Annotated in this window: 12 protein-coding genes; 7 read left to right on the forward strand and 5 right to left on the reverse strand. The window is 62.9% G+C overall.

The window, feature by feature from the left end:
- Positions 1 to 237 precede the first annotated feature (237 nt).
- The 6 genes from RG836_RS04340 (at position 238) to RG836_RS04365 (ending at position 6358) form a co-directional block, all read left to right on the forward strand.
- The gene (locus RG836_RS04340) at positions 238 to 756 is read left to right on the forward strand and encodes an RNA polymerase sigma factor (RefSeq protein ID WP_310843508.1); all 519 of its coding nucleotides are present in this window, start codon (positions 238 to 240) and stop codon (positions 754 to 756) included.
- The gene (locus tag RG836_RS04345; protein ID WP_310843509.1) at positions 753 to 1721 is read left to right on the forward strand and encodes a FecR family protein; all 969 of its coding nucleotides are present in this window, start codon (positions 753 to 755) and stop codon (positions 1719 to 1721) included. Before RG836_RS04340 ends, RG836_RS04345 begins: the two co-directional genes overlap by 4 nt.
- 121 nt (positions 1722 to 1842) lie before the next feature.
- Positions 1843 to 4269 carry a TonB-dependent siderophore receptor gene (locus tag RG836_RS04350; protein ID WP_310843510.1) on the forward strand — a complete coding sequence of 809 codons (2427 nt, stop codon included), beginning with the start codon at positions 1843 to 1845 and terminating at the stop codon, positions 4267 to 4269.
- Positions 4270 to 4342: 73 nt separating this feature from the next.
- Positions 4343 to 5476, forward strand: coding sequence for a PepSY-associated TM helix domain-containing protein (locus RG836_RS04355; protein ID WP_310843512.1), 1134 nt, complete (start codon positions 4343 to 4345; stop codon positions 5474 to 5476).
- Positions 5473 to 5652 carry a hypothetical protein gene (locus RG836_RS04360; protein WP_310843513.1) on the forward strand — a complete coding sequence of 60 codons (180 nt, stop codon included), beginning with the start codon at positions 5473 to 5475 and terminating at the stop codon, positions 5650 to 5652. Before RG836_RS04355 ends, RG836_RS04360 begins: the two co-directional genes overlap by 4 nt.
- Before the next feature lie 76 nt (positions 5653 to 5728).
- Entirely contained in the window at positions 5729 to 6358 is a 630-nt protein-coding gene (locus tag RG836_RS04365) for a glutathione S-transferase family protein (RefSeq protein WP_310843514.1), read from the forward strand.
- A 204-nt stretch (positions 6359 to 6562) separates the two neighbouring features.
- Here RG836_RS04365 and creD read toward each other — a convergent pair whose 3' ends face one another.
- The 4 genes from creD to rloA2 form a co-directional block, all read right to left on the reverse strand.
- The gene (gene creD, locus RG836_RS04370) at positions 6563 to 7933 is read right to left on the reverse strand and encodes a cell envelope integrity protein CreD (protein ID WP_310843515.1); all 1371 of its coding nucleotides are present in this window, start codon (positions 7931 to 7933) and stop codon (positions 6563 to 6565) included.
- Positions 7934 to 8049: 116 nt separating this feature from the next.
- Positions 8050 to 9468 carry a two-component system sensor histidine kinase CreC gene (gene creC / locus RG836_RS04375; RefSeq protein WP_310843516.1) on the reverse strand — a complete coding sequence of 473 codons (1419 nt, stop codon included), beginning with the start codon at positions 9466 to 9468 and terminating at the stop codon, positions 8050 to 8052.
- The gene (gene creB / locus RG836_RS04380) at positions 9468 to 10148 is read right to left on the reverse strand and encodes a two-component system response regulator CreB (protein WP_310843517.1); all 681 of its coding nucleotides are present in this window, start codon (positions 10146 to 10148) and stop codon (positions 9468 to 9470) included. The genes creC and creB overlap by 1 nt, the downstream gene beginning before the upstream one ends.
- Before the next feature lie 75 nt (positions 10149 to 10223).
- Positions 10224 to 10730 carry a retropepsin-like aspartic peptidase RloA2 gene (rloA2, locus tag RG836_RS04385; protein WP_310843518.1) on the reverse strand — a complete coding sequence of 169 codons (507 nt, stop codon included), beginning with the start codon at positions 10728 to 10730 and terminating at the stop codon, positions 10224 to 10226.
- A 196-nt stretch (positions 10731 to 10926) separates the two neighbouring features.
- On the opposite strand from rloA2, the gene RG836_RS04390 reads away from it, so the two are divergent.
- Positions 10927 to 11814, forward strand: a complete 888-nt coding sequence (locus RG836_RS04390; protein ID WP_310843519.1) for an acyltransferase — start codon at positions 10927 to 10929, stop codon at positions 11812 to 11814.
- Here the strand turns inward: RG836_RS04390 and RG836_RS04395 are convergent.
- On the reverse strand, positions 11811 to 12368 hold the full coding sequence (locus tag RG836_RS04395) for a DUF2780 domain-containing protein (RefSeq protein WP_310843520.1): 558 nt from the start codon (positions 12366 to 12368) through the stop codon (positions 11811 to 11813). The two genes, RG836_RS04390 and RG836_RS04395, sit on opposite strands and share 4 nt — an antisense overlap.
- Between the last annotated feature and the right edge of the window lie 96 nt (positions 12369 to 12464).

The raw sequence follows: 12464 nt of genomic DNA on the forward strand, positions 1-12464 counted from the left end.
TCCCGCAACCTCCTGTGGCGAGGGAGCTTGCTCCCGCTGGGGCGCGCAGCGGCCCCACTGCGGTCCTCCAGACCATGCGCTGATGGTCAGCGTTGGCTGCGCCGCCGAGCGCGAGCAAGCTCCCTCGCCACAAAACACCCCACAAACAGCCGACCAGCGCCAATTGCTTACGCGCAACGCCTCTGCCAGAATCGCGAACTATTCTCGTTGGTTAACGCTTCCCAATCGGTGCGCACCGTGTCGTCAGCCCAAAGTCCCCGCAGTGATCTCGTCGGTGCGCTGTATCGCGACCATCGCGGTTGGCTATTGGCCTGGCTGCGGCGCAACGTGGCGTGCCCGCAACGGGCCGAAGACCTGAGCCAAGACACCTTCGTCCGCCTGCTCGGGCGCGATGAACTGCGGGAACCGCGCGAACCCCGGGCATTTCTGGTGGCGATCGCCAAGGGCTTGCTGTTCGATTATTTCCGTCGCGCGGCCCTCGAACAGGCGTATCTCACCGAGTTGATGCTGATCCCCGAGGGCGAACAGCCGTCCATTGAAGAACAGCAACTGATCCTCGAAGACCTCAAAGCCATTGATCGCCTGCTCGGCAAGCTGTCGAGCAAGGCCCGCGCCGCGTTCCTCTATAACCGTCTCGACGGCCTCGGCCACGCGCAAATCGCCGAACGCCTCGGGGTTTCGGTGCCGCGCGTGCGGCAGTACCTGGCCCAAGGCATCCGCCAGTGTTACATCGCGTTGTACGGTGAGCCGGCATGAACCCGGTCAGCTCGAAACCGGTCTCGGCCCAGGTGCTGGACGCGGCGATTGCCTGGCAACTGTCCCTCGATTCCGGCAGCGGCAGCCCGCTGGAGCGCGAAGAGTTCGCCAAATGGCACGCCGCCCACGAAGAACACGCCCGCGCCTGGCGCCAACTGGGCATGCTCGATCAACGCTTCAGTGTCGCCAGCGGCCCGGCCCGCGCGGCGCTGCTGCAATCGCGCGACGGCATCCGGCAGCGGGTACGCAAACTCGGCAGCGGCGCCGCGAGCCTGATGCTCGCCCTCGGCCTGGCCCTGTTCGTCGGTGATCGCTACCTGCCGCTGGGTTACTGGCTGGCGGACCAGCGCACCGACACCGGCGAGCAACGCACCCTGCACCTGGCCGACGGCACGGTGATCAACCTCAACACCCACAGTGCGGTGGATGTGCGCTTCGACGACAAAACCCGGCGGATCATCCTGCAGGCAGGGGAAATCCTCGTCGAAACCGGCCACAACGACAGTCGCCCCTTCATCGTCGAGACCCGCGAAGGGCGCATGCGCGCGCTGGGTACCCGGTTTCTGGTCAAGCGCGAAGAAGAAGGTACGCGCCTGAGCGTGCTGAAATCTGCAGTGGCCGCGCGACCGGAAGCCGACCCCAAGGAGCAAATCCTCCAGGAAGGCCAACAAGTGCTGTTGCGCAAAAACGGCCTCGGTCCGCTAGTGACTCTGAACCCCGGCGCCGACGCTTGGACCCGCGGCATGCTAGTGGTGGACAACGCACGGCTGGGCGACCTGGTGCATGAACTGAGCCGCTACCGTCGCGGCCATCTCGGGGTGTCGCCGCAAGTGGCGGACCTGCGCATCACCGGCAGCTTCCCGCTGCACGACACCGACCTGGCCCTCGCCGCCCTGTTGCCGACGTTGCCGGTGCAGATCGAGCAGCACACCTCGTGGTGGACGACGGTCGCGCCGAAATTCTAAGAGCGCACCGCCCTTGCCACAGCACAGTGGCTCAAAAAATATTTTCACCCCGCCCTATCACTTTTCGATTCTCGTTCGGCACACAGGCAATTGAGAAATATTTCCATTCAGGAGCCGCTGTATGTCCCGCACTCTCGACACTGTGTTGCGCCCCAGTTTGTTGGCCGTTGCCATTGCCCTCTGCGCCCCGTTCGCCTGCAGCCCGTTGATAGCCGCCGAGCAGGCCTCGAGCGTGCGCGCCTACAACCTGCCGGCCGCACCCTTGGCCAGCACCCTGAACCAGATCGCCAGCCAGGCCGGTGTTGCGCTATCGCTGAACCCGTCACTGGCCGCCGGCAAAACATCGGCCCCGGTCAACGGCCAGTTCGACGCCACTGCCGCCCTGCGAGAAGCCCTGCGCGGCACCGGTCTGCAGCTTGAACAAAGCGGCGCCGGCACCTTCACCCTGGTCGCCGTGCCGGAAGGCGTGATCGATTTGCCGGCCACCAGCGTCATCGGCGTGGAAAACACCGAAACCGCCTGGAGTCCGGTCGAAGGCTACACCGCCACTCGCACTGCCGCCGGCACCAAGACGGATACCGCACTGGTCGAAGCCCCGCGCTCGATCTCGGTCGCGACCCGCCAGCAGATGGAAGACCGCAACGTGCAAAACCTCGATGACGCCGTGCGCTACATGCCCGGCATCACCGCCAGCAGCTACGGCAGCGACACCCGCGCCGACTGGTTACGCGTGCGCGGCTTCGAGCCGACCCAATTCCTTGATGGCCTGCCGTTGCCACGCGGCACCTATGCCAACCCGAAACAGGAAACCTGGAACCTCGATCGCCTCGCTCTGCTGCGCGGCCCGGCTTCTTCGGTGTACGGCCAGACCCCGCCCGGCGGCCTGCTGGACATGGTCAGCCGCCGTCCGAGCGCCGAGCAGAGCAGTGAAATCCAGCTGCAATACGGCAGCGATAATCATCGCCAGATCAACTTCGCCAGCACCGGCAAAATCGATGATGAAGGTCAGTTCCTGTACAGCCTCAGCGGCGTAGTGCGTGACAGCGGCACGCAAATCGACCACGTCGACAACAAGCGCTACAACATCGCCCCGAGCCTGACCTGGAACATCGACGAAGACACCAAGTTCACTTTGCTTACCCAGTTCACCCGCGACGATACCGGCATCACCAGCCAGTTCCTGCCGGTGCAGGGCACCAAGATCGATATGCCGTTCGGCAACGTCTCGCACCACAAAAACCTCGGCGACCCGGAGTGGGAATACTACGACCGCACCTACTACGCGCTGGGTTATGCCTTCGAACACCGTTTGAACGACGTGTGGCAGTTCAAGCAAAACCTGCGCTACACCAAGTCGGATCTGTCGTTCCAGGGCATCACCGTCGGTTCGTACCCGTTCACCCAAGTGGACAACGACGGCAACGTCGGCCGCAGCACCACCATCGTGGATGAAGACATCAGCCAGTTCGCCGTGGACAACAACTTCCAGGCCGACTTCGACACCGGTGAGATTCGTCACACCCTGTTGCTGGGCCTCGATCACCAGCGCAACAACACCAACTACACCTCGATCTTCGGTAGCGCGCCGGCGATCAACGTCAACAACCCGATCCACGGTTTGCCGATCACCCGTCCGGATCGCTCCACCGCGTTCTACGACCTCAATCAGAAAACCTACCAGACCGGCGTCTACGCCCAGGACCAGATGGCCCTCGACCAGTGGCGACTGACCCTCGGCGGGCGTGAAGACTGGGTGCACACCAGCACCGAATTCTTCAACCGTGGCGACGCGACCAACACCCAGCGTGACAAGAAATTCAGCGGCAACGCGGCGATCAGCTACGTGTTCGACTCCGGTTTCGTGCCGTACTTGTCGTACGCCGAATCCTTCCAGCCGACCACCGGCGCCTCGGCCTCCAGCACCGAAAGCTTCAAGCCGACCGAAGGCAAGCAGTGGGAACTGGGCATCAAGTATCAGCCACCGGGCAGCAAAACCCTGTTGACCGCCGCCGTGTATGACCTGACCCAGAAAAATGTCTCGGTCACCACCACCGTCGGCGCCACCCCGATCACCAGCCAGACCGGCGAAGTGAAGGTCAAGGGCCTGGAGCTGGAAGCGGTGTCCGACGTCACCGACAACCTGAAAATCATCGCCGCCTATACCCTGGCCAAGTCCGAAGTGCAGAAAGGCGACAACAAGGGCAACCGTCTGCAATTGATGCCGAACCAACAAGCCTCGCTGTGGGCTGACTACACCTGGCACAACGGTGTGCTCGACGGCTTCGGCCTCGGCGCCGGCGCGCGCTACACCGGCAACACCTACGGCGACCAGGGCAACACCTGGCTGGGCAAAGCCAAGGCCTACACCGTGTTCGACGCCGCCGTGCATTACGACCTCGGTCGCCTCGATAACAGCCTCAAAGGCGCGTCGCTGGCACTCAACGCCACCAACCTGCTGGACAAGGACTACATCTCCACCTGTGACAGCTTCTACTGCTACTACGGCGACCAACGCAGCGTCGTCGCCAGCGCCAGTTACAAGTGGTAATTTGTTGCCGTAATACGTAGTAAAAACCGAGCCGTCCTCTCCTGGACGGCTTTGGCTTTCTGAAGGTCTGGAAATGAAAAGTAAAACAATTCGCCGCTGGTCCTTCGTCCATACCTGGACCAGCCTGATTTGCACCGTGTTCCTGCTGATGCTGGCGCTGACCGGCCTGCCGTTGATCTTCCATCACGAGATCGACCACTTGCTGGGCGACGCCCCTGAAGTGCGCGAGATGCCGGCGGACACGCCGCGCCTGAACCTGCAGCAATTGGTGGAAGCCGCCGAGAAACACCGGCCGGGCGAAGTGATGCAGTATTTCGGTGAGTCGGAAGACGAGCCGAACGCGGTAACCGCGATCATGGCCAAAACCGCCGGCACCGGTCCCAACGAATCCCACACTTTCATGCTCGACGCCCGCACCGGCGAAGCGCTGGAAACACCGTCGGCCAATGGCGGTTTCATGCTGTTCATGCTGCGTCTGCACGTCGATATGTTCGCCGGCCTGCCCGGCAAGCTGCTGCTGGCGTTCATGGGCGTGCTGTTCGTGGTGGCGATCGTCTCCGGCACCGTGCTGTACCTGCCGTTCATGCGCCGCCTGAAGTTCGCCACGGTGCGCAACGACAAATCCACGCGCCTGCGCTGGCTCGACCTGCACAACCTGATCGGCGTGGTCACCCTGACATGGGCGCTGGTAGTGGGCGTGACCGGGGTGATCAGCGCCTGCGCCGACCTGTTGATCGCCGCATGGCGCAACGAAGCCCTCGGCGCGATGATCGAGCCCTACCGTGGCGCGCCGCCGCTGACACAACTGGCCCCGGCCACACGGTTGCTGGAGATCGCCAAGGAAGCGGCGCCGGGCATGACCACCGATTTCATTGCCTTCCCCGGAACACGGTTCTCCAGTGAGCATCACTACGCGGTGTTCATGAAAGGCAGCACTCACCTGACCTCGCACTTGCTGACCCCGGTGCTGATCGACGCCACCACCCTGAAGGTCACCGCGGTGGCCGAGCGACCGTGGTACATGGACGCCATGGGCCTGTCGCAACCGTTGCATTTCGGCGACTACGGCGGCCGGCCGATGCAGATCCTCTGGGCCGTGCTCGATGTGCTGACGATCATCGTGCTCGGCAGCGGCGTGTATTTGTGGGTCGTGCGGCGCAAGGCCGCGAAGAAGTCGCTTACCGTGGAAGCCGAGGCCACGGCATGAAGCCGCGTCAGTCGAGTTTCTGGAAAGTCTTCGGCGTGCCGGTGGTGATCGCCCTGCTCAGCGCCACGGGGCTGTTCGCCGCACTGCTGGGGGATGGCGCCTGGGACAGCCTGAGCTGGCTCGGTCTCGGCATACCAGCGCTGTTGGGGATATACGGCTTGCTGAAAAAGACGTAAGAAAGCTTCGATATCGCACTCGCCAGTCCGCGCCGAACTGACTAGGCTTGGCCTCTGCCCCCTGGAGGAAACGCCGATGGCCGCCCCGAGCATGACCCTGTTCCACAACACCCTGTCACCCTTTGTGCGCAAGATCATGGTGCTGTTGCACGAGACCGGCCAGGTCGACCGTGTGGCGCTGCAAACCAGCGTGCCGACCCCGGTGGTCCCAGACCCGGCGCTGATCGAGGAAAACCCGGTGGGCAAGGTCCCCGCGCTGCGCCTGGCGGATGGCAACCTGATCCACGACAGTCGAGTGATCCTCGATTACCTCGACCAGCAACACGTGGGCAATCCGTTGATCCCCAAGGAAGGCGCAGCCCGCTGGCGACGCCTGACCCTGGCCTCAATGGCCGATGGCGCGATGGACGCCGCCCTGCTGCTGCGCTACGAACTGGCCCTGCGCCCGGCGGACAAGCACTGGGATGAATGGCTGGACGGCCAGCGCGAAAAAATCCGCCGCACCCTGGCCGCTTTCGAAGCCGAGGCCATCGCCGAACTGACCAGCCATTTTGATGTGGCGGCGATCAGCGTGGCCTGCGCCCTCGGTTACCTCGACCTGCGCCACCCGGATCTGGAGTGGCGCGTTGCCAATCCGCAACTGGCGGCGTGGTACTTCGAAGTGAGCCAGCGGCCATCGATGCTGGCGACCATGCCTAAGCTGTGAATCTCTAGCGCTGGCCTTTTCGCGAGCAGGCTCGCTCCCGCAGGGTTTTGGGTTGTTCACTCAATGGGTGCAACACCTCAAACCCAGTGTAGGAGTGAGCCTGCTCGCGAATGCAGCCACCCGGTTCATCAGGCAGGCACTGCAAAATCCGCCTGACCAATCCCGCCACCTCGCGACGCTCTTCGCGCAACCCCAACCACCCGCTCACTGCACCTCTCCGATATCAAACGCCAGCGGCTTGCCCGGTTTGAACCCCACGCCGTACCAGTCGAGTTTGCGGGTCAGCACCATAAACATCCCGAGCAAACCGAACAGCAGCAGCGAGCCCATCAGCAGTGCGTAGTCCTCAGCGCTCAGCAGCCCGTAGAGCAAACCGTACAGCGCCGCCAAACTTGCGGAAAAACCCAGGCCATGGCGCACGCTGCGCAGCACGTGGCACACATAGAACCCGATCAACAACACACAGGCGCTGGCCGACAGCAGATACGCCAGGGCAAATCCCAGGTGCTCCGACAGCGACAGCAGCAACAGGTAGAACAATGCCAGTGCCGCGCCGACCAGGGCGTACTGGATCGGGTGCACTGCCAGGCGCTTGAGCACTTCGAACAGAAAGAAACCGGCGAAGGTCAGGGCGATGAACAACAAGGCGTATTTGATCGCCCGGTCACTTTTCAAATACTGGTCCACCGGCTCGATGAAACTCACGCCGAAACTGCGGCTCTTGAACTCGGCGCAGCCGTCGCTGAGCTGGCATTGGCCCAAGGCTTCTTCGAGGTTGGTGGAAAAAAACGAGGTTTGCCAATCGGCGCTGAAACCCTGGTCAGTGATCTCCCGCGTCGCCGGCAAGTAGTTGCCGATAAAACTCGGGTGCGGCCAATTGGCGGCCAGGTGCACTTTGCTGGTCTTACCCACCGGCAACACTTGCAGTTGCCCGGTGCCTTGCAGGCGCAGGTCAAAGCCAAACGCCAGGTCCATCTGGCGTTGCGGGTCGAGCATCGGCAGCGGCGCGTGCACGCCTTCACCCAGCCAGCCGACCTGAGTGCCCGGGGCGAAATCCACGGTCTGTTGGTTCACTTGCAGCTTCAAGGCGTTTTCGATGCCACGGATATCGCTGATCCCCAGGGTCAGGAACGGCCGCTCAAACTGGTAATCAGCGAAGTCCTTGGTGACCCCGTAACGCTCGGGAATCGAAAAACGCCCGCTGATCCGATTGTCCGCATGAAACAGCCGCGCCTGGTAAATACCCCGCGCCCGCAACTCGGTCTGGACCTTGCCATCAAGCTCGAAATGCTCCGGCAAAAACAGCAACTGCCCGGCCTGCTCCGCTGTTTCCAGGTAACGCGCACCATCCTTTTCCCGGGTCTTCCACACACGCACCTGCTTGCGGTACGGCACCACGATCAGCGGCCCGTTGAGTTGCTGGCTGAAACTGGAACTGCGGGCAATCTCGTCGAGCACCCCGTCGCGCAGGTTTTGCCGCTCATCGATCATCCCGTCAATCATCAACAGCGGAATCAGCAGCGACAGAATCAGGAGCGCAATCACCCCCAGTTTGATAGTCAGGCTTCGGTTCATCGGGTCTCTCCCTGGTTGAATGAGGGCGAGTCTGGCCGGGCTGTGTGGGGGCTTTATGGAGGGGATGTGGAGACTTTGTGGAGATGTCGCTCAGAGCAAAGAAGCGAGCGGGCACGTCAGGGTAGCCGGAGCCTCACCTCCACACCGCCGTCGACGTTGCCGATCTGCAACGCACCGCCGTGCAGCTTGATGACCTCTTCGACGAAGTTAAGCCCCAACCCGGTGCTTTTACGCCCCGTCTCCGGGCGCGGCAGTGAGTAGAAGCGCTCGGTCAGGCGCGGCAGTGCGTAGTCGGGGATCGCTGCGGTTTCGTTGAACAGGGTGAACGCCAGTTGCCCGTCGACCCGTACTGCGCTGCATCGCACAACGCCACCGACGGGGGTGAAGTCCAGCGCATTTTCCAGCAGATTGCCGAGGGCCTGGCGCAGCAGGAAAGGTTCGCCGCTGAGCGAAATACCCGCCGCGACGTTCTGCTCGATGCGCAGGTGCCGGCCCTCGATGCGCGCTGCCTGGGCTTGCAACACCTGATCCAGCAGCGCCGCCAGCGGCACCTCGACCCGTTCTTCCAAGCCTTGACGTTGCTCGACTTGGGCCAGGTTCAGCAGGCGCTCGATCAACTGCTGCAGGCGCGCGCTTTCGCTGTCGATGTTGCTGACGAAGCGCTGGCGTTGCTCGGTCGGCATCTCGCCTTCGAGCAATTCCGCTGCGCCGCGAATCGCCGCCAGCGGGCTTTTCAATTCATGCGTCAAGGTGTGAACGTAGCGCTCGACGTAGGCCTTGCCCTCCAGTTGCGTACGCATCTGCTCCACGGCCGTGGCCAGTTGTTGCAGCTCGCCGCCGCGATAGTGCGGCACTGCCACGCGCCGGCCTTCACTGACGGCCTGGGCGTACGCCGTGAGGCGCCGCAGCGAGGCGCTGAGCCACCAGGACAACAACGCTCCAAACAGCAGACCGAGGACGATCAACCCCGCGCCATAGCCGAGCAGCCGCCGTTCGGTGCGTTCGACGTAGGGTTGCAGCGAACTGTTGGGCTTGGCCACGGTGACCACGCCGATGATCTGGCCGTTGTCGCGGATCGGTGCGCCGACGTGCATCACCGACGAGCCGGCGTCCTGCGGATCGCTGCGGGTCGAGCGCGCGCCGTATTGGCCACGCAACGTCAGGTAGACGTCATTCCAGCGCGAGTAATCCTGGCCGACCGCCGTGCCGCTGGAGTCCAGCACCACGATGCCTCGGGCGTCGGTGACGTAGATGCGGTGATTGACCTGGTTCTTCGCCAGGCCCCAGATGCTGGCGTTGGGCTGGCGCTCGCCGTATTCGTTGAGCAATTGCGGCCAGCGATTCTCGCTGAGGGTGCCGGCCTTGAAGTCGTCGCGCAGGATTTCCGCCAGCAGGTTGGCGGTGTCCACCAGGGTTTCTTCGGTGGACTGGCGCACGCCGGGGCGGATTTCTTCCATCACGGTGTTGAGCACGAAGTAACCGGTCAACCCGATAAACATCAGGTAGACCAGGAAAATCCGGATCCCCAGCGGCATCAGCTGTTGCCCGGGTTGTAGCTGTAGCCGAGGCCACGATGGGTCTGGATCGGCTCGGCGTCCGCTACCACCAGGCGCAATTTGGCGCGCACGCTTTTGATGTGGCTGTCGATGCTGCGCTCGTAACCGGCATCGGCCGCCACGCCGAGGGCATCGAGCAATTGTTCGCGGCTGAACACCCGCTCCGGCTGGGCCAGCAAGCACTGCAACAGGCGAAATTCGTGGCGGGTCAGGCTCAGGGCTTTGCCGCGATAACTGATCTGCGCCCGCTCGGCGTCGAGCTGAAACAGCGTCGAGCCGGGCTCCGCTACCGGACGCGGGGCCATGCGTTTGAGAATGGCCCGTACCCGCGCCGCCACTTCCCGGGGGCTGAACGGCTTGACCACGTAATCGTCGGCGCCGATCTCCAGGCCGACGACGCGGTCGATTTCCGCATCGCGCGCGCTGAGGAACATCACTGGCACCTCACTGAAGCGGCGCAATTGCTTGCAGGTTTCGAAACCGCTGATGTCCGGCAGGCCGATGTCCAGGATGAGCAGATCGGCCGGGGACTGGCGCTGATGTTCGAGCGCGGCGGCACCGAGGCTCAACCAGGTGGTGGTAAAGCCTTCACTCTGCAGGGCAAAAATCAGCGTATCGGCGATCGCTGCTTCGTCTTCGACTATCAGGATGTGGGGCATGGCATCCGAGCCTGGCAATTAAGTTGCGCCACGGTGCTCCCAAGTCGCGCGTCCCGTCAATCAGGCCTGGCCTGATCAGCAGTCAGGTTTGTCGGCGGTAAAGCGCCGCGCCGGGTTAACGGCGGCGCCAAATTCACGCAGGGCCTTTGCACCGATCAGCAACGGATAGTTGAAGCTGCTGCGGTCGGTGAGGTTGACTTCGACCGTGCGCTTGACGTCGCCCAGGCACAGTTCCAGATCGACCACCGGGCGCTTGGCGACCTCGGTCACTTCGCGATCTTCGTCATCTTCATCGGCGCGGCTCTTGATCTTGCTGATGCGCGCGACCTTGTGCTCATAGACCTTGTTGCTGGCGTCCTTGGTGGCCAGGCGGAACCGCACCCAGTCTTCGCCATTACGGGTAAAGGTCTCGATGTCCTTGGCCGACAGCGACGCCGTCAGCGCGCCGGTGTCCATTTTGGCCTTGAGCACTTCGCCGCCGAGTTCCGGCAGCGCGATGTATTCGTAGCGGCCGTACAAGGTTGGCTCGGCGGCCAGCACGGGCAGGGCAATCAGGGACAGCAGGGCAAGGACGGATTTCACGGAAGGGGCTTCCTTGAGTAATGAAGGCACATGCGGAGTCTAGACCGCGAAAAGCACCGATAGTTGGAGCAGCGCCGAGCCTGTGGCCAAGCCGTGGAGCATACCGGTGCAAAAGTGAAACATTCGTCGCCGTCGATTTGGCCTGCCGCGCGAAGCTGCTTATCATGGCGCGCCCAACCGTTTTCAAGAGTTACTTATGCGCCGCCTGCTCACCGGCTGTCTGGTTACCCTGCTGTTACTGCTCAACACCCTGGTCCTGATCGGGCCGCTGATGGTGTTTGCCCTGCTCAAACTGGTCCTGCCCGGCCGCTTTCGCGATTACGCTTCGTGGGCGGTGATGTGGATCGCCGAGACCTGGGCCGAGATCGACAAGCTGATCTTCAAGCTGTGCATCCCCACGCAGTGGGACATCCGTGGCGGCGTCGATCTGCGCGGCGACACTTCGTACCTGGTGATCAGCAACCACCAATCCTGGGTCGACATACCGGCGCTGATCCAGGCGTTGAACCGGCGCACGCCGTTCTTCAAATTCTTTCTCAAGAAAGAACTGATCTGGGTGCCGTTCCTCGGCCTCGCCTGGTGGGCGCTGGATTACCCGTTCATGAAGCGCTACTCCAAGGCCTTCGTGGCGAAAAACCCTGAGCTGGCCGGCAAGGATCTGGAGATCACCAAAGCCGCGTGCGAGTTGTTCAAGCGCCAACCGGTGACCGTGGTCAATTACCTCGAAGGCACCCGCTACACAGCGGCGAAAAGCACCCAGCAGCAGTCACCCTTCACCCACCTGCTGCGACCCAAGGCCGGCGGCGTGGCGTTTGTACTGGCGGCGATGGGCGAACAACTGGACGCAATCCTCGACGTCACGGTGGTGTATCCGCAGCAGAAGATTCCGGGGTTTTGGGATTTGATCAGCGGCGCGGTGCCCAAGGTCATCATCGACATCCAGACCCGCGACCTTGACCCGGCACTGTGGCAAGGCGATTACGAAAACGATCCGGTGTTTCGTCAGCACGTCCAGAACTGGGTCAACCAGCTCTGGACCGAGAAAGACCAGCGGATCGCCACTTTGCGCGGCGAACGCCTTTAGCTGCCGGTGCCCCAGATCCCGCCCAGGCTTTGCAGCAACGAGCCGCCGACGCCTTGCTGGCCGAGGTATTGCAGGATCACCGGGGCAAACTGGCCGATCATGCCGCTGTCCATGCCCAGCGCGCCGAACGCGCTGTTCAGGTCACTGGTGTCCTTGACGTTACCCAGCGCATTTTCGAGGCCGGCGGACTTGCCCGACGAGCCGAGCAGACCGGCCAGTGCACCCATCTCGCCGCCACCGGACAGCTTGTCCAGCCCTGGCACTTCCTTGGCCAGTTGCGAATAATCGGTCGAACTCAGTTTGTTCTTCGCCAGCCCCAACATGGCGCCGGTACCGCCCACCGCTTGCTGCGGGGTGACGCCCAGTTGCTTGGTCAGCGCCCCGAGCAGGCCGGCGGTTTCCGAGGTCGGCGCCGCTTGCGTCGCGGCATTGTTGCCGCCCTGCATGCCGGACACCGCTTTGTTCACGTCATCGAGGCTGAAACCGGCGGCAAACACCGGGCCCGCCGCGACGGTCATCAGTGAGGCCAGGGCAAAACCGCGTGAAATCTTCATCCAGACATCCTCTTGTGCCATCAAAACCGCCCGCGCTAACGGCCGGAAAACTGCGGTTTGGACTGACACCGCCGCCACATGTTCCCCCGTGCGCCG

Source organism: Pseudomonas rhizozeae (assembly GCF_031583775.1).
GTDB lineage: Bacteria > Pseudomonadota > Gammaproteobacteria > Pseudomonadales > Pseudomonadaceae > Aquipseudomonas.